The organism is Shouchella miscanthi, assembly GCF_007725405.1.
GTDB classification, from domain to species: domain Bacteria; phylum Bacillota; class Bacilli; order Bacillales; family Bacillaceae_D; genus Shouchella; species Shouchella hunanensis.
Genome location: NZ_CP042163.1, coordinates 317,187 through 335,063, shown reverse-complemented (window position 1 = coordinate 335,063; position 17,877 = coordinate 317,187). Strand labels below are relative to the sequence as shown.

The window sequence follows — 17,877 nt, the reverse complement described above, 5'->3', positions numbered from 1 at the left end:
CAGAATCCTGCAAAGGAGCTGTGTTTTTCACTTTATTTCCCTGTTTCTTTAAATGCTTTTATCCTTAAACCAATCTCATCACGGACACGTTGAAAGACTGCCCATCTTTCTTCTTCGGAACCTTCTGCTTTAGCAGGATCATCAAATCCCCAATGAGCACGCTTTACGTGAGGTGGAGTCATTGGACATTTGTCAGCCGCATCTCCACATAATGTTACAACGAAGTCTGCGTTGTTAAGCAATGTATTATCAATCATGTCTGACGTTTGGTTGGAAATGTCAACCTCTACTTCCTCCATTGCTTTAACAGCATTTGGATTTAAACCATGCGCTTCAATGCCTGCGCTATATACATCCCATTCATCTTGCAAATAATACTTTGCCCACCCTTCTGCCATTTGCGAGCGGCATGAGTTTCCAGTACATAAAAAGTAGATTGTTTTTTTCATGCTTCATTCTCCTTTAGTAAATGATTAATAGCCATATATATAAGCCAAGTAAGGTAAGGAATAGAACAGGAATCGTAATAATGATACCTGTCTTGAAATACGTTCCCCATGAAATTTTTACACCTTTTTTAGAAAGCACATGTAACCAAAGCAACGTAGCAAGTGAACCAATTGGGGTAATTTTCGGCCCTAAGTCCGCGCCAATAACATTGGCATAAATTAAGGCTTCTTTCGTCAATCCAGTCGTTCCTGATTCACCTATTGCAATGGCATTAATTAAAACCGTCGGCAAGTTGTTCATAATGGATGAAAGAATAGCGGCTATAAACCCCATTCCCATTGTCGCAACAAAAAGCCCTTGATCCGCTATGATAAAGATAGCATCTGCTAATACATCCGTTAACCCGACATTGCGTAGTCCATAAACCACGACATACATTCCAATGGAAAAGAAAACGATATTCCATGGAGCCCCTTTTAGGACAGCTGTTGTATTTACGGCAGAGCTCGTTCTAGAAATAAGTAAGAATAACATAGCAATGACACCAGCAACAATCGATACTGGAATTTCAACGAATTCACTGCCCATATACCCAACAAGAAGTAATCCTAATACCACCCAAGAGAGGCGAAACATTCTTCGATCTTTAATCGCCAACATCGGCTCTTTTAGTTGAGCGTAATCATACCGCCTCGGGATGCTCTTTCTAAAATAAAGAAGCAAGACAATAATACTTGCGATTAGAGCAAAAAGGTTTGGCACGATCATATGGGTGGCATATTCAATAAAGCCAATACCAAAATAATCAGCTGAAACAATATTGACTAAATTACTCACGACAAGTGGAAGTGACGTTGTGTCAGCAATAAATCCACTTGCAATAATAAATGGAAATACCATCTTTTCATTAAAATTTAACGAACGAACCATTGCTAATACAATAGGCGTTAAAATTAGTGCAGCCCCATCGTTGGCAAAAAAAGCGGCAACAACCGAACCTAGTAAACAGACATAAATAAACATAAGAACGGCATTTCCTTTAGCCACCCTCGCCATATGTAGAGCTGACCATTCAAAAAAGCCAATCTCGTCTAAAATGAGCGAGATAATAATGACGGCAATGAACGTAAGTGTTGCGTTCCAAACAATTCCTGTTACATCAATCACATCAGTAAAATGAACCACACCAAGTAAAAGAGCAAGTACGGCTCCCCCACAAGCTGACCATCCAATGTTCAAGTTTTTTGGTTGCCAAATAACAAACACTAATGTTACAACAAAGATCAACGAAGCTATGATCACATCTACCATTTTCTAATCCCCTTTAACAACTCGCAAGCCCTTCTTTTTCTAAAGCTTGAAGATAGCGTTCATCTTGATCGTCACTATATTGAAGAAGATCACGGACCACAGGAAAATAAGTAGAGGTCGTATTGAGAGTAAAATAACGCCATTGCTCTCTTCTTTCTTCTGTTAGTACCCCTAAATCTTTTAATTTCCGTAAATGCTGACTCACAGCTGGTTGACTGAGCCCAAGCATTTCAACGAACTCACACACACAATAGGTCTTCTTCTCAACTAATTTAAGCATTAAAAAACGAGTTGGATCACCAATAACCTTTAAGCATGTAGTTAGCTCCGTCATTGTTAATGTTGTACTTTCCATGTATGACTCACCTCTCTGATAGCCATTATATAAGTAAATAATTATATAAGTCAATCTATATATTAATATTTACTTATATACGGTTCATTCTTTACACCAAGTAAAGCCGTCTTTTACATCGACATCTTCCTTCGTATAAAAATACTCCCATTCATTTCCATCAGGATCCCTCAGACTAGTCGGTTGCATTTAAAGACTTTGGAGTCTCCTAATATGGAAGAAAGTCTCAGTTTACTTTGAGATTTAGAGGGAAACCATAACCTATCGATATTAAGGAGGGCTGAATCATGCTCTGGACTGCACTTATTGTTATTTTAGTTTTATGGTTACTTGGATTTATTGGCGAAATAGGTGGAAACCTTGTTCACATTTTATTGGTCGTTGCACTAGTTGTGCTTATTTTCCAATTAATTTCTGGTCGTCGAAAAGGGTAACGGACAGAGCAGAGGATGAACCCTCTGCTCTTTTTACTTTGCCTATGTTTTAGTACTACCTCGTAAAGAGTGGTTGTGAATCTAATGAAATAAAGCTAGGGTCGTGTGCTCAAGTTTAACGCTTGAGATTTGCTCCTTGCCGCAACAAACGACGTTCTCTTTCTACAACGCATTTTTGCTAACGGTCATTCTTTCTATCCACACCTTTACAGCATACATACAAGAGCTGCACGCTTAGGAAGAATGAATAAAAAAATGCAAGGAAATCCGAAATGATGTCCGGTTCTCCTTACATTGGCTCTATTTCAGAAAAAAGTTTCTTACATTTGCCCAAGAATTCACACGTGTAAAACGATTCTCATGAATATTATGAGGTGCTGTAAAAAGAATACCCTCTCCAGTAAATCGTTCAAGCTGATACACATTGTCATCAATTAAGTAATCTGCTTTTATGACACTCTTATCGCCACAAAAGACAAAATGCTGGTCATCTAAAAATGGAAAATGCTCTTGAAGCCATTCATACTTCGCAGTAAAGGATGATGGAAAATGCATCGCCGCTGTCGCAATATAAATTTCAAACGACTCGCTTAATTCTTTTATCACCTCTTGCGCATCTTTCATCACGTCTAAATCGCGAAAATAGGTAGGGTCTTTTAAATACTCTCTAATCTCATTTACTAAATGTGGACGCAAATCCCTCAGTTTCTTCCCTTGTAAATCTTCCACCGTAATGGCTTCATTATAATCCGCATTAAAAAGTGCAAGATGTTTTTTTGTGAAATCGGCCATCACTTCATCCATATCAATGGCAATTCGCTTCATACGTCCCACTCCCTGACTTCTGTCTTTACCTTAAGCATACCATAGAGAGACAGCTTGAAAGAAGCAGCGGCCGTCTTTTTACAATCGTTACTCGAAATAAAAAATGAAACCATTTCGATTTCCTTTACGTATTTACATCTATAAGCAAGCAAGATATGCTATCTTAGGGGTACTTATTTTAAAGGGGGAAGATCCGATGTTTCGTTTCTTTAATCGTGTTCGTACTATTGTCTCTTCCGAAATGAATTCAATGTTAAACAAAGCAGAAGATCCAGGCAAGATGCTTGATCAATATTTGCTTGATATGGAGAAAGACATTTCTGAGGTTGAGGCTGCTGTTGCTAAACAAATCGCTAACGAAAAAATGCTCAAAAAACAAGCCGATGAGGCTACTGAACTCGTCTCTAAACGAGAAGAGCAAGCCATGCGCGCACTTGAATCTGGCGATGAAGATCTCGCTCGTCGTGTATTAGAAGACAAGAATAAACATGTAGGGCAACGCGATGCACTACAAGAGTCTCATGCTGAATCAGCGAAATTATCAGAAGAACTAAAAGATAAGCTCCGTGAAATGAAAGACGAATACCGTGATATGAATATGAAGAAAGATTCACTGAAAGCACGTTCAGAAAGCGCTAAAGCACGTGCTAAAGTGAACGAGTCTCTTTCATCTATTGGTAATAGCGGTGCGCGCGGTGGCTTTAACCGAATGGAAGAGAAAGTCATGCGCCAAGAAGCAGAGGCCGACGCGAAAGGCGAGCTTAGAAGCGCTAATAAATCACTTGATGATGAATTAGCTGCCCTTGATCAATCAAGCGGGGTTGACGATGAACTTGCCGCTCTAAAAGCAAAGCTGAATAGTAATAAATAATACCAAAAAGGATGATCAGTTGATCATCCTTTTTTTATTTTCTAGCTTCACCGTCGTTTCCGTTATTTAATTTGATTTGATTATTTTCATATAAAAGGTTCAATATACATTTATTCATGACGATATTAAGGGTGTTGCGGTTTATGTAAAACAGTTAGGAGAAGATTGATTATGTTGAAACGGTTTTTACAAAGTATCCAATTTATGCAGTTACGAACGAAATTATTTATTGGTTTTACTGCTATTTTAGTCATTCCAAGTTCTCTCATTGGGGTTATTTCTTATCAAAATGCAAAAGAAGCTGTAATGGATGAAATGACTTCTGCTACCGAGGAGAGCCTTGCCATTGTAGATGAAACCCTTAGTCTTTTTATAGAATCTCAAGTAGAGAATATTGACTATATTGCTTCAGCCAGTGATTTAGCAGATTTCTCCGAGGACGACCCAGGAGCTCAGCGATTCTTGCTTGATTCTTTCCAAGCAACTAAAAACCATGTTGAACAAACTTATGTTGGTATGGAAACTGGCGATTTCATTAACTCACCCTCGTCTTTTCAAAATCCACCTGACTATGATCCAAGGGAAAGACCTTGGTACCAACGTGCGATGGAACAGTCTGGAGACGTTATCATCACATCGCCTTATATCTCTCAGTCTTCCGAACAACCTGTAACAACCATTGCCCGTACGACAGATGACGGATTAGGTGTTGCCGCTCTTAATTTAGAGTTAACCGTTATCTCAGATCTTTTATCCAGTATCTCCATTGGCCAAACAGGCTACGTATTTTTATTAGATGAAAACAATACTTATGTATCTCATCCTTATGAAGAGCCGGGAACTGAAGCTGATGAATCTTTTCTATCCTATAGTGAAAATAACGAAGGCTTTCTATCTTATACATCTAACGGAGACGATCAACTTTTAACCTTTAAATCCAATGAAATCACTGGTTGGACAATCGCCGCATCGATGTATGAGGAAGAGATGAATGAAGCGGTTATGCCGATTCTCATTAGCGCTATTACCGTGCTGTCGATTGCTATTTTAATCGGAGGTACCGTTATCTATTTTCTAGTTAGGTCCATCACTTCACCTATCCAAACATTAATAAGCGTATCCGAACGTATGGCAGGAGGTAACTTGTCAGTTGCCTATGAAGTAAATCCAAAACAAACAGACGAAATTGGGCGTCTTGGTCGTTCGTTTGAAAAAATGCGCGCATCCCTAGTGCTCATGATTACAAACATTCAAGACAAATCGACTGACCTTTCTCAAGCAGCCGATACATTAGCGTCCATTACACATGAAAATATGAGTGCAACTGAACAAATTACAGAGGCTGTTCAAGAAGTAGCAAGCGGCGTCGAAAAGCAAAGCACAAGCGTACGGGAAAGTGAAAAAGTGGCCAGTGATATGTCAAACGACGTAAATGATGTCGTGGTAAAGACCAACCATATTCATAGCACTACCGATAACGCTGCCATAACTGTTTCAAAAGGAAATGACGCTATTACCGATGCTATTGAACAAATGACTCAAATTAAAGACACGTTTAAACATTTATCGATACACATTGATACATTAGGAAAGCGCTCTAGCGAAATTGAAGAAGTAACTGAAACCATTAAAGGAATTGCTACACAAACAAACCTTTTAGCATTAAATGCAGCAATTGAAGCGGCAAGAGCAGGAGAACACGGACGAGGTTTCTCAATCGTGGCAGATGAAGTGAGAAAACTCTCCGATATGACGGCATCTTCAACTGAAACCATTTCTGAACTGGTTCTATCCGTGCAGCAAGACACCGAGAGAACCATTGAACAAATGAATACGAGCTCAGACCAAGTGAACAAAGGGATTGAAGTGGTACAGACTGCTGGGCTATCGTTTGAAGAGATGAAGCAATTTGTTCAAGTTGTCGCAACAGAAGTGAATGAATCAGCCAAAAATGTAGCTTCTCTTGGGAAAGATAGTGAGGCCTTTGTCACTACTTTCCAAGATCTCTCTTCTATAAGTGAGACGGCTTCAGCAAGTATGCAAAACATTTCAGCTTCTACAGAAGAGCAACTTGCTTCCATGGAGGAAATTTCTGCTTCTGTCGAACAATTAAGTGAAGTAGCAGATGAATTAAAACAATTAATTCGCCAATTTGACGTTGATACAGATACCGTTTAATGAGCGATACAAAAAACAACAAGAGCCGTAAAGGTTCTTGTTGTTTTTTTGACTTCTAAAACATTCACTACCTTCATTTTCCCTCGGCTATAAACAACTTATGTCTTATATGAGTGTATCGATGATTAATTCTTTCACGTTTGGTGCAAGCTAGTACACAAATCTTACAAAGAGGTGTTTTATGTATTACTACAAAGAAGAATTGATCAATATCATACAACCAGATAAGCCAGATCCTGCCGCTGCTAAAGTGCTTCAAGAGATTCTCGGTGGTCACTATGGCGAAATGCGAACCATGATGCAGTATTTTTTTCAAAGCTCTAACTTTAGAGGAAAAGAGAAAAAGTATCGCGATTTGTTACGAGGAGTCTTTTTAGAAGAAATTGCCCATGTAGAACTAGTACAAAGCACCATTAATGCCTTATTAGACGAGTCCGGTGAATCAGGTGTAGGAAACCAATCACCTTCAGGAACTCCCCTTGATGTAGCCACATTAGATGCTAATCCACACCATTATATTATTGGTGCTCAAGCCTCCTTACCTGTTGATGCTTCCGGTAATCCGTGGAATGGTTCTTGGGTATATGACCACGGAAATCTTGCTGCAGACTTACTTAACAACGTAGCGCTAGAATCAACCGGTGTATTGCAAAAAACACGCATTTACGAGATGAGTTCAAATAAGACCTTTAGAGAAACACTTGGTTTTCTTATTGTCCGAGACAATGCTCACCAAAACGCATTTGCAAAAGCCCTCGAAACCCTAGGCGTGGATTGGGGTAAATTGTTCCCAATTCCTAATTACGACATTAATAAGTATCCTGAGTGTAGAAAATTCGTAGATATGGGCTACCATAATGCCCAATTTAATTTTAGATTAGACGAGACGAAAATAGCAGAGATCTTAACTGGACAATCACCTAGCAGAAACGGTGGCGAGTTAACGGTAACACCTCCACCACAAGGATTTCCGGTTCCACAAATGCCTGACATGCCAAATGAACATAGCCCCGGCACAAATGATTTAAATAACTAAAAGGGTTGCGCATAAATAATTATTTCACCCGTTGGGCATGCTACAACCGTGCAAGAATGAAAGGTGGCACTTTTTTTGAATACGATGAAATTAATTAGGAGGATTACGATGGGTATATTAAGTGGAAATCCACAAGACGAACCGATGCACTATGGCGAGGTATTCAGCACTTGGAATTACGTGATGACAGCGAATAAAACAATTGCTGATACACAAATGGCAGTCAATCACACTGGTGATGACGATCTGAAAAAGTTGCTCAATGAAGTGATTGAAGCCGCTCAATCAGAAGTGAAACAAGTATCAGAAATCTTAAAAGCGAATGGAGTCGCTTTACCTCCAGCCGCTCCAGAACCACCAACTGTAGAATTAAATGACATTCCTGTTGGCGCGAGATACCCTGATGCCGATGTTGCAGCAACTGCATCAATGGGATTAGCAACTGGCCTAGTAACTTGTAGTCAGATCATGGGTCAGTCCATTCGTGAAGATATCGCAATGATGTTCGGTCAATTCCATGTAGCCAAAGCAACTTTAGGTGGTAAGTTTTTAAAACTTACGAAAGAAAAAGGTTGGCTCATTCCACCGCCACTTCACCATAGTAAAACGGAAGATAACTAAAGAAGAGAGGCTAGGACAAAAGGTTCTTAGCGATGAAAAAGCCGAACTGTTGTCTGAAATGCCTTAGAGGCATGCAGTTATAGTTCGGCTTTTTGTTTTATAATAAGTTAAAATACATATCTCATTCAGTTATAAAATCAGTTATGTCTCAACCTCTTCTTCAACTAAACCAATGGCATTATGCCTTTATTCGTTGCACTGTTATACCGCTGGCTGTCATCTTTGCGTGAATGTCTTTTGCAAATGCAAGGGCGTGTGCACCATCACCGTGTATACAGATTGTGTCTGCTACAATATCAATATCCTCGCCTTGCTGGGTCATGACTTTGCCTTCTTTCACCATACGTAGCACCTGTTTACTCGCTTGTTCAGGATCATGGATAAGGGCATCAGGTGACCGTCGCGATGTTAAGCTCCCGTCTGCTTGATACGTACGATCGGCAAACACTTCACTTGCTGTTTGAAGCCCGACTTCGTTCCCTGCCTCAATAAGAGCACTCCCTGCAAGGCCATATAATACAAGCGTTGAATCGAGATGGTAAACGGCTTTGGCGATGGCCATAGCAAGTTCTTTATTCTTTGCAGCCATGTTGTAAAGAGCGCCGTGAGGCTTTACATGATGCAATGTTCCACCTTCTGCTTTGGTCATTCCTAAAAGCGCGCCAATTTGATAGAGCACGAGATCGTAGCCTTCCTCAGGCGTAATCTCCATTGGTCTTCGTCCAAACCCAATTAAGTCTTGCAATCCAGGGTGTGCACCTATGCCAACTCCCGATTCCAATGCATGTTTCACAGTCTCACGCATTGTCTTCGGATCGCCTGCATGAAAGCCACACGCAACGTTTGCAGATGAAATATAGGCCATTAACTCTTGATCATTTCCTAGAGTATACGCGCCAAAACTTTCACCCATATCACTATTCATATCTACTACTTTTCCCATGAACCTCTCTCCTCTCGTTCGTTAATTGCCAGTCCATAAATTGACTATGCCTTCAAGTGCAATATAACCCGCACCCATTGTGACAATTGCCGTTAAAGCTCCAAATACAATTAACCACGTTGGATGATGATAATCACCGACAATCGATTTTTTTCTCGAAGCAATTAAAATGGTCGTTAGCACAACCGGCAAAATCAAACCGTTCAACGCACCTGCTAAAATCAGTAGCTGAACAGGTTGGCCAATCGTCAAAAAGATAAGCGCTGAAATAATAATAAATCCTGCGATGAATAAGTTGTTCTTCTTCGCAAAAATGGGATGAAAGGAACGCAAAAACGATACACTCGTGTACGCACAACCAATCACTGAACTAATCGCTGCTACAAACAACACAAGACCAAACAAATAATAGCCAACATCCCCTAAGCCTACTTGAAAGACGGTTGCTGCTGGGTTGTTCTCATCCAAACTGTAACCAGCTGTTACAACGCCGAGTACAGCTAAAAATAAAAACACCCGCATAACACCTGTAGTCAGTATACCTAAATTTGCTGCTCGACCAACAAATTTGACGTTTTCTTTTCCTGTAATCCCTGCATCAACAAGGCGGTGCCCTCCAGCAAAGGAGATATACCCGCCGACTGTGCCACCAACAATGGTGACAATCGGCAACAGAAGCATCATGTAACCTTCTGGTACAATGGCTCGATAGGCGGCTTCTTGAACAGGTGGACTACTATTAAACATGACATACCCGACCATTAATAGCATAATGATGCCACACACTTGCATGACTCGGTCCATCACCGGTCCAAATCGTTTAAACATAAATAAGCCAATCGTTAAAACCGCTGTGATTAAGCCTCCAATGGTCAAAGGTAAATCAAACAATACATTTAGTCCTAGAGCTGCACCACCGATGTTCGCGATATTAAACGCAAAACCCCCAAATAAAATTAGCCCTGCAATGACATAGCCTAATCCAGGGAGAAGTGCATTTGCAATCTCTTGACCCCGTTTTCCTGATACCGAAATAACCCGCCAAATGTTCATTTGCACACCAATATCGATAATAAGTGAGATTAGGATAGCAAAGGCAAAGCTCGCTAGAAATTGTTCTGTAAATCGAGCGGTCTGTGTTAAAAATGCAGGTCCAATGGCGGACGTTGCCATTAAGAAAATAGCACCAGTTAAAAACTTTCTGCGATCTTTTTCGCTAATGGGATGGTTCATCTACAAGACTCCTAATTGTTCATTTTTTTTCGTTGTAATATACATATGGCCTGGGGCATGGGTAATCATTAGATCTGGTTTACTCGCCATTGCAGCAGCTTGAGGAGTTACGCCACAAGCCCAAAACACGGGAACCTCTCCTTCTTTAATCGTGACTCGACCCCCGAAGTCAGGTTCTTGAATCGTTTCAATGCCAATTGCAGCTGGATCACCAATATGAACAGGCGCCCCATGGACAGAAGGAAAACGCGCGGTTACAAGGGATGCTCGAATGGCGAACGCTTGTGACATCGGTCGCATGCTAACGACCATATTGCCATGGAAAGATCCGGCTTGTTCACAAGGGATGGAGGTGAGATACATCGGTACATTGACATTCTCTTCTTGATGTCGTATTGGTATTCCATTAGCAAGTAGTGCTTCTTCAAACGTAAAGCTACAGCCAATAAGAAAACAAACCATATCCTCTTCCCAAAGCTCACCTATTTCCGTTCGCTCCTCTGTTAAAACACCGCCTCGATAAACACAATAGCGTGGAAGATCCGTTCGTAAGTCTGCATGAGTGCCCATCATTTTTGGAATAGCCGAACCAACATCCGTTACATCCAATAATGGACACGATTGTGGATTTCGCTGGCAAAAAAGCAGGAAGTCATACGCATCTTTTTTTCGAAGCACAACTAAATTAGCTTGGGCATATCCTCTTGCTAGCCCAGATGTTGGGCCTGTATAGAGTCCATTTCGAATGTCGGTCATAAGTTGCTCTCGTTCACTTTGCGCCATATTCATCGACTCCTTTCTCCATACTCACTTCCACACTGTTTCCACTTTAATCGAATCCCATGCTTCCTAATCGTTATTGCTCTTTCGTACTCTACATACAAACGTTCTGCTTCTTTCAGCGAGACTTCCGTAAATGTAAATGACTGTCCTGGACGTAGTTGGGCTATTTTGCATATATCAACAGAAGCTACTTGAAGCGCACGCGGGTAACCGCCTGTCGTTTGACGGTCTGCCATTAAAATAATAAGCTGACCATCTGGCGGCGCTTGAACCGTACCAAGTGCAACCGCTTCTGATAACAGACTAAACGAATCGTTAAACTCAATACGGGCTTGAGACTGCAAGCGGTACCCCATTCGATCCGATTGATTTTTAACAGTGAATCTCGTTTTAAACAACTGGTGCTTACTTTCCTCGTTTAAACGTTCAAAGTGTGTTCCAGGAATAGCACGAATCACGTTTCGGTTCAGTTCATTTGCTTCATCGATCGGACCATTAACATGCCAGTCCGATCTCCAGACTTGATTATCCTTCTCTATCTTTTCGATAACTGGTTGAACCAGTTTATTTGGATTACCTAGCTCAAGGTCATCTCCTTTTTTTAGGTTTCTCCCTTTATAACCACCTATACCGGCTCGTATATATGTACTTTTACTATCCATCACGTTCGGAACATTGAATCCACCTGCAACCGCTAAGTAGGTTCGCATGCCTTCTTTTTTTGCTTTAAACGATAAAGTCGTCCCCTTTGGAACAATGAGAGGATAACCAACTGGGTATGGATCACCATCAAGAAAAGGAGTCATACCGTCTCCTGTCATGCAAATTAGCGCTGTTGATTGGAACGTAAGCACCGGGCCAATTAAGGTCATCTCAAGAACTGCCTCATTTTCATCATTAGCAACGGCTACATTCGCATTACGAGCAGACTGACGATCCATTGCACCACTTTCTAACACACCTTGATGAAGATAACCTCTTCGACCCAAATCTTGAATGGTCGTAAATAAACCTCCCTCTTCAACTAAAATACTCATCGTTCCCCTTCTTTCATCTGTATAAATTCTTCTTTTGTAATCTGTTTAAATGTGACGTGATCCCCCGCACTTAGTAAGCTTGGAACCTCTCGATTCGCTGAAAAGAGGGTTAAAGGTGTTTGACCAATAAGCTGCCATCCCCCAGGCGTTGCAATGGGGTATACTCCTGTTTGGCTGCCTGCAATGCCAACAGAACCTGCTGGGATTTCTGTTCTAGGCTGAGCGTGCCTCGGTGTTGCAATGCGCTCATCCATTCCCCCAAGAAAAGGAAAGCCTGGTGCAAAGCCAATCATGTAAACAAGATACTTCCCAGATGTATGAATCTGAATCACTTCTTCTCTCGATAAGCCGTTCTTTGTCGCAACATCGCTTAAATCAGGTCCAAATTCAAGGTCATAACAAACTGGAATCGTTACGTGGTTGCCTTTTTGCCTATTAGACTCATTGCCAATGTGAGAGACTCGTTCTCTCAATATGGCCTTCACTTCGGTAGCGACACTGCCCGCTTTTGTTGTTACCTTCATTGGATCATAAAAAACCGTTAAGCCAATATAGCTCGGAACCGATTCTTGATAACCGGGAAACGGTTCGTGGTTAAGATTCATGAGTAGCTGTTGAACACGAGCTTGTACAGCAGGACTTACGGTACTACCAAGATTCACCGTAACCGATGTTTCACTAAGTGAGTAAAAAGAGGGTGTCTCTTCCATTCAAAAACCACCTTTAAAATTCCTATGTAATTAAAATAGTCAGAAAATATTTCCGATCAATCTTTCTTTAATAATGTACCATTCTACCATACCAATTCATTCAGCACTATGGCACAACTTTACCAGTTTACTAAGACAAAGCCGCTACAATTTATCGCAGCGGCTTTGTTCCCTTTATAAATATCCCTCTACAACTTGTTTCACTTCATTAATACCTGCCCACATATCGTCTGGTCCATCGTACACAATCGTTAAAGGACCTGCATATTTTGCTTGTTTGACTAACTCTAAGTTTTCTTCAAGTTCAGCTTTATTCATTGTACCGTCTTGATTACGTAATGCTTTTACATGGATTGACTTGCTATATGGTAGTGTTTTACGAATGTCGTTCTTTTTTCCTTGACCAGAAAAATTACCGAAGTCCGTTATTAACCCTTTAATGTCAGAGTTATTCTGTAAAAACAAGCAGTTCTCAGCCGTCGATGTGAGGCTCTTGAAGTTTTCAGTAAGGATACCAATTCCTTTCTGTTCTCCATATGCTGCTAATTCCGTCAACTCATGAGATACTCTTTTCAAGCTTTCTTTGTCGTCAGGTCGCGCCTCTCCACCAATTACGCGAATGCAAGTTGCTCCAACTTCAGCGGCACTATCAATCCATTTTTTAAGAAATGCTTGATCAGCAGATCGTCTAACAGGATCTTTATGGCTTAAATCACCATAATCGACTAATATTGAGAATAGCTGAATAGACGATTTTTCAAAAGCAGCTCGTACACGTTGTAAGTAATGCGAATCTGTTGAAGAGAAGTGTGGGTGTATCACTTCCAAAGCGTGAAATCCTTCTTGCGATAGCACTTGTGGCAGCTCCTCTAAAGAATGGACTGCTGGTCTCTCTTCTATTCTTGTCGTAATCTTTTGATTCTCTTCATCCCATTCATTCCAATAAAGAGGGCCTAATAATCTGTTTAAACTCCATGTTGTTAACGATATATAGCGCATATTCTAAGCACATCCTCTTCTCTTATTAAGGAATATCCTCTAGGTAACTAGGTTAAAAAATCCCTTATTCACAAGGGATAATGAGAGAGGAATGTTTCTCTATATACGCTACCGTCCAATAGTCTGATGGATCTACTTCTTTTAGAAGCATGCTATTCAGTTTAACCGCTAATAAATAAGCCTCTTCGTAGCTAGAAAAGAATTTACGCTTATTACCACTCGTTAAAAACCATTGATTCCCGTTTAAATTGCGATATAGAACAAACATTTTGATCCCTCCTCGTTTCACACCATTATTACACAAACATTCTGACAAAAGAAGACTAATAACTGGTAATTCGCTATTTTTTACACTATTTTCACGATCATTCGCCAATAAATGACCTTATTGTATGCAACATTGCTATTCATCATGAAACGATGAAAAAGACCACACATCAGCGTGGCCTTTAATGAATCTACAGCTTCCTCATCACATAAAGAATATACGGTGCTCCGACTAATGCCACGAGCAAACCAGACGGAATTTCTGTAGGGTACAGAATATAGCGACTTAAAAAGTCAGCGATAATAAGTAAAGTGCCGCCAATCATCATCGAAACAGGAATAACTCGTTGAAACGACGATCCTACTAATGCTCGAGCTGCATGTGGCGCTAATAAGCCGACAAAACCAATTGCTCCCACAATCGACACACATACTGCGCCGATTAAAACGGCTATGACAATGGACGTGATTCGCAACAGCTTTACTTTTGAACCTAATGAAATCGATACTTCATTTGAGAAAGCAAGTACATTTAAATGCTTGCTCAAGAAAAGAGTAAACGGAACAAGTATGAGCAGCATCAACAATAACATGAAGACATTGTTCCAGGTGGAACTGTATGTACTTCCCGCTAACCATACAAGCGCAGGCGAGACACTTAAACTCGCTTTGACCGTTAAGATTTGAATAACACCGGAAGCCATCGCTGATACCGCCACGCCCATTAGTGCCAAAGAGATTGGCTCAAAACCAGATTTTTTCGTCGCCAAAATGACGATTAAAACGGCAATAATGGAGCCTATTACAGCACCTAACGGTAAAAAGAAGTACGGTAACGATGGAAATAACACAAGAATAAGAAGTGCACCAGCCCCACCTCCAGAGGTGATGCCAATAATAGACGGATCGCCTAATGGATTTTTTAAGACGTTCTGCAAGAGTGCTCCACATAAAGCGAGCAATGCTCCGACCAAAAAGGAAACCAAGACCCTTGGCCAACGAAACTGAACCATGACTTGATCAACTATTTTGCCTGTGAACATTTCTTGTATACTCGTGAATTGTCCACCTCCAAAAGAAATGGACACATAAGCGACTAGAAGTGATACACATATAAGAGAAGTAGTAACAACAACAGGGTTCAACGTTTTTTTTGAACTATTTAGCTTTTGTTTATCGCTTCTCATTTTCCGAGCAGCTTTGTAGGCTAAATACATTAACCACGGACTTCCAATAAAAGCGGTCATCGCCCCAACAGGAAGTTCACTATTCGGTGAAATGAATCGCGAAAGCACGTCTGCTGCAATAAGAATAACAGCCCCCCACATAAACGTATGGACAAACTGTAGACGGTGTCCACGAATACCCATTAATCGGACAAGATGTGGTGCCATTAATCCAATAAAACCAATCGGTCCAACTACACTGACTGTTGCAGACGCAAGCAGAATTCCTAGTGCCCATCCCCATGTCTTAACAAATCCTAAAGGTAAACCTAAGCCTTTTGCCGCTTCATCACCCAAATGTATAAGATCAAATTTCTTTCCACTTAGGATGGCTAGTAGTCCCAATAGGAGCGCAAACGGCCAAATAAAAGCGACACCAGACCAGTCATTTTGCATTAATGTACCCGCACCCCATAAAAACAAGCCATTGGATTCTTGCTCATACATGAGCTGGAGACTGCTTGTTAACGCGCCGAACAGTAATGTAATAATCATACCTGTTAGTACAACCCGCACCGGTGACATCGTTTTTCCAGCTAGCATAAAGACAAGAAAAGCCGCAAAACAAGCTCCTAAAAACGAAAAAAGAAAAGATGCGTTCACACCTGGAAAGAACAGGGTACCAATGACAACGAATAGATAAGCCCCTGCATTAATACCCAATGTTCCGGCAGAGGCTAATGGATTTTTCGTCATTGTCTGTAAAACCAAACCAGCCATAGCTAAACAGCCTCCAGCAAGGATCCCAACAATTAACCGAGGGAAGCGTACACCCATAATCGCCTCGGTTCGCTGATCCCAGCTTGAAAACAAATCAACGATTGTTAAATCCGCTTGACCTTGTATGAGATGAACAATAGACAACCCAATTAGAATCAAGCTCCCTAGCAAAAAAGACAGAGCGGACTTATTTTTTTGGTATTTCATTACAGCCATTCTCTATTGATCTAACACTTCTAACGTGCGGTGTACTAGTTTTTCTGCTGATAACGGTCCACCGTATGGCCATGTGTCGCCACCAAGAGCATAAACACGATCTTCCTTCGTAAACGTAAGGTCATTCCAGACAGAATTATCTTTTAGTTGATTTTCAAACACATTGTCATCACCTTGTACAATATGTAAGAGATTTGCATCTTCTACTTTAGTAAACTCTTCCACACCTACTGTTGAGAATCCGTAAGGCTCAAAGCTTCCTGAATCGTAGACATTTTCTAACCCCATTCGTTCTAAAATCTCAACAGCTAGGGCATTCGGTGTAGAAATGCGAAAAGCAGGTGCTTGATTATCACTGTATGCCATCGTTAACGCAAATTCTTTTGTGTCTAACTCTATTTCAGACAGTGCCTGTTGTGCTTCTTCATATGTCGTCTCTAAATCAGCTAGCACATCGTTCGCCTCATCGGCCTTATCAAATAATTTAGCCATTTCTAGATACGTTTCTTCCATCTCTTCGTACTGTGTTTGACCAAGTTCTTCCTCTGGATAAGGATTATATACAAGTACTGGCGCGATCTTCTCCAACTCTTCCATCATCGCATCCGCCCTAAAATTAATCGCATAGATGACATCTGGTTCTAGTTGGGCAATAGCTTCTAGATTCGGTTCTGATCGTGAACCAACATCTACTGTATTTTCTAATCCCTCTGAACCAATATCTACCCATTCTTGGTAGGATTCAATTTCAGCCATTCCTGTTGGCTCTATTCCTAGAGATAGAAGATTTTCCGCAAAAATCCAATCAAGAACAACTGCTTTCTCAGGTATTGACTCAAATGTATGTTCACCGTGAATGTCTGAAACTGTTATACTTTCTTCACTGTTGCCTTGGTTAGAAGACTGGTCAGAATTTGTTTCTCCACCGCCACATGCTGCTAACAAGCCAATCGATAGTACAGATAAAAATTTACTCGCTGTCTTCAATCTATTCTCCCCCATAAACCAAATGATAATGATACTCATTTACGATTATACTACTCCCTTAAAGAATAGCAATCCCTAAACGAAACAAAGACGAAAAAAAAAGCAGTTTACACTCGTATAGTAGCGTTAGCCTGCTCTAGTCATTATTTATGGTTGCCTTAGTCGTGACGATAGATTTTGTCACAAACAGGTACGGATCGCTTTGTTCACTTATCCTTATTTATTTCAGTTGCTTTTTTAAGATAAGAACTGCACGCGAATCCATTTTTGCTGGTAAATCTTCCTTAGGGAAGTATGCAAGCGCTAAGCTCTCGCCATCACTACCACCTAATGTTCCGAACGCTTCCTCAGCTCGGTAAACCGCGCTTACATTATAGGTTTCATCACCGTTGGGATATTGAAAGTAATAGTCTTTACCTGAAACTAAATCGACGAATGTGAAAGCTTTCGCCTGCAAGCCTGTCTCTTCCCATAACTCCCTTGCTGCCGTTTCTTCAAAACTTTCCCCAAGTTCCATGACCCCACCGGGCAATCCCCATTCATCCGTATCTTTCCGATGTTGTAGCAAGATTTCCCCTGCACGATTATAGACCAGAATGGTTGCGCCAACGAGAATAAATGGTCGTCGCCCAATTAATGCTCGCATCTCTTTAATATAATCTGCCATTTTCTCCT

19 protein-coding genes are annotated in these 17,877 nt (G+C 40.8%); 5 read left to right on the top strand and 14 right to left on the bottom strand.

The genetic code is table 11. The features are described 5' to 3' along the window. Window positions 1-32: 32 nt before the first annotated feature. Genes arsC through FPV17_RS01765 form a run of 3 tightly spaced genes read right to left on the bottom strand, consistent with a single transcriptional unit; the run spans window position 33 to window position 2,116 of the window. Entirely contained in the window at window positions 33-449 is a 417-nt protein-coding gene (arsC, locus tag FPV17_RS01775; RefSeq protein ID WP_035392992.1) for an arsenate reductase (thioredoxin), read from the bottom strand. A 13-nt stretch (window positions 450-462) separates the two neighbouring features. Next, window positions 463-1,761: an arsenic transporter gene (locus FPV17_RS01770; protein WP_144557619.1), complete on the bottom strand. Its 1,299-nt coding sequence runs from the start codon at window positions 1,759-1,761 to the stop codon at window positions 463-465. Between the two features lie 13 nt (window positions 1,762-1,774). Continuing rightward, window positions 1,775-2,116, bottom strand: coding sequence for an ArsR/SmtB family transcription factor (locus FPV17_RS01765; RefSeq protein ID WP_035392994.1), 342 nt, complete (start codon window positions 2,114-2,116; stop codon window positions 1,775-1,777). 287 nt (window positions 2,117-2,403) lie between these two features. Here FPV17_RS01765 and FPV17_RS01760 point away from each other — a divergent pair, with 287 nt between their 5' ends. Continuing rightward, the gene (locus FPV17_RS01760; protein ID WP_144557617.1) at window positions 2,404-2,550 is read left to right on the top strand and encodes a lmo0937 family membrane protein; all 147 of its coding nucleotides are present in this window, start codon (window positions 2,404-2,406) and stop codon (window positions 2,548-2,550) included. Between the two features lie 300 nt (window positions 2,551-2,850). Here the strand turns inward: FPV17_RS01760 and FPV17_RS01755 are convergent, their stop codons facing one another. Further along, complete coding sequence (locus FPV17_RS01755) at window positions 2,851-3,375, bottom strand: 5' nucleotidase, NT5C type (RefSeq protein ID WP_035392995.1); 525 nt, start codon at window positions 3,373-3,375, stop codon at window positions 2,851-2,853. Between the two features lie 196 nt (window positions 3,376-3,571). Between FPV17_RS01755 and FPV17_RS01750 the strand changes: the two genes are divergently transcribed. The 4 genes from FPV17_RS01750 to FPV17_RS01735 all read left to right on the top strand — a co-directional run bounded on the left by FPV17_RS01750 (window position 3,572) and on the right by FPV17_RS01735 (window position 8,081). Further along, window positions 3,572-4,246: a PspA/IM30 family protein gene (locus FPV17_RS01750; protein ID WP_144557615.1), complete on the top strand. Its 675-nt coding sequence runs from the start codon at window positions 3,572-3,574 to the stop codon at window positions 4,244-4,246. Window positions 4,247-4,417: 171 nt separating this feature from the next. Next, window positions 4,418-6,424, top strand: coding sequence for a methyl-accepting chemotaxis protein (locus FPV17_RS01745; RefSeq protein WP_144557613.1), 2,007 nt, complete (start codon window positions 4,418-4,420; stop codon window positions 6,422-6,424). 181 nt (window positions 6,425-6,605) lie between these two features. After that, entirely contained in the window at window positions 6,606-7,460 is an 855-nt protein-coding gene (locus FPV17_RS01740; protein ID WP_144557611.1) for a manganese catalase family protein, read from the top strand. Window positions 7,461-7,568: 108 nt separating this feature from the next. After that, window positions 7,569-8,081 carry a DUF3231 family protein gene (locus FPV17_RS01735; protein WP_144557609.1) on the top strand — a complete coding sequence of 171 codons (513 nt, stop codon included), beginning with the start codon at window positions 7,569-7,571 and terminating at the stop codon, window positions 8,079-8,081. A gap of 178 nt (window positions 8,082-8,259) precedes the next feature. On the opposite strand, the gene FPV17_RS01730 is transcribed toward FPV17_RS01735, so the two are convergent. The 10 genes from FPV17_RS01730 to FPV17_RS01685 all read right to left on the bottom strand — a co-directional run bounded on the left by FPV17_RS01730 (window position 8,260) and on the right by FPV17_RS01685 (window position 17,869). Further along, window positions 8,260-9,024, bottom strand: coding sequence for a LamB/YcsF family protein (locus tag FPV17_RS01730; protein WP_035392997.1), 765 nt, complete (start codon window positions 9,022-9,024; stop codon window positions 8,260-8,262). Window positions 9,025-9,045: 21 nt separating this feature from the next. After that, window positions 9,046-10,257 (bottom strand): NRAMP family divalent metal transporter, encoded by a 1,212-nt coding sequence (locus FPV17_RS01725; RefSeq protein WP_144557607.1) that lies wholly within the window; start codon window positions 10,255-10,257, stop codon window positions 9,046-9,048. Beyond that, window positions 10,258-11,046 (bottom strand): putative hydro-lyase, encoded by a 789-nt coding sequence (locus FPV17_RS01720; protein ID WP_144557605.1) that lies wholly within the window; start codon window positions 11,044-11,046, stop codon window positions 10,258-10,260. Next, window positions 11,043-12,077 (bottom strand): 5-oxoprolinase subunit C family protein, encoded by a 1,035-nt coding sequence (locus tag FPV17_RS01715; RefSeq protein WP_144557603.1) that lies wholly within the window; start codon window positions 12,075-12,077, stop codon window positions 11,043-11,045. The genes FPV17_RS01720 and FPV17_RS01715 overlap by 4 nt, the downstream gene beginning before the upstream one ends. Continuing rightward, window positions 12,074-12,787: a 5-oxoprolinase subunit PxpB gene (gene pxpB / locus FPV17_RS01710; protein ID WP_060704277.1), complete on the bottom strand. Its 714-nt coding sequence runs from the start codon at window positions 12,785-12,787 to the stop codon at window positions 12,074-12,076. Before pxpB ends, FPV17_RS01715 begins: the two co-directional genes overlap by 4 nt. Before the next feature lie 174 nt (window positions 12,788-12,961). Next, window positions 12,962-13,786 carry a sugar phosphate isomerase/epimerase family protein gene (locus tag FPV17_RS01705; RefSeq protein WP_035394356.1) on the bottom strand — a complete coding sequence of 275 codons (825 nt, stop codon included), beginning with the start codon at window positions 13,784-13,786 and terminating at the stop codon, window positions 12,962-12,964. Window positions 13,787-13,850: 64 nt separating this feature from the next. After that, window positions 13,851-14,054, bottom strand: coding sequence for a hypothetical protein (locus FPV17_RS01700; RefSeq protein ID WP_035394358.1), 204 nt, complete (start codon window positions 14,052-14,054; stop codon window positions 13,851-13,853). A 190-nt stretch (window positions 14,055-14,244) separates the two neighbouring features. Continuing rightward, window positions 14,245-16,206, bottom strand: coding sequence for an iron ABC transporter permease (locus FPV17_RS01695; protein ID WP_052007792.1), 1,962 nt, complete (start codon window positions 16,204-16,206; stop codon window positions 14,245-14,247). 12 nt (window positions 16,207-16,218) lie between these two features. Continuing rightward, on the bottom strand, window positions 16,219-17,202 hold the full coding sequence (locus tag FPV17_RS01690; protein ID WP_144557601.1) for an ABC transporter substrate-binding protein: 984 nt from the start codon (window positions 17,200-17,202) through the stop codon (window positions 16,219-16,221). Window positions 17,203-17,422: 220 nt separating this feature from the next. Then, on the bottom strand, window positions 17,423-17,869 hold the full coding sequence (locus FPV17_RS01685; RefSeq protein WP_035394363.1) for an NUDIX hydrolase: 447 nt from the start codon (window positions 17,867-17,869) through the stop codon (window positions 17,423-17,425). Between the last annotated feature and the right edge of the window lie 8 nt (window positions 17,870-17,877).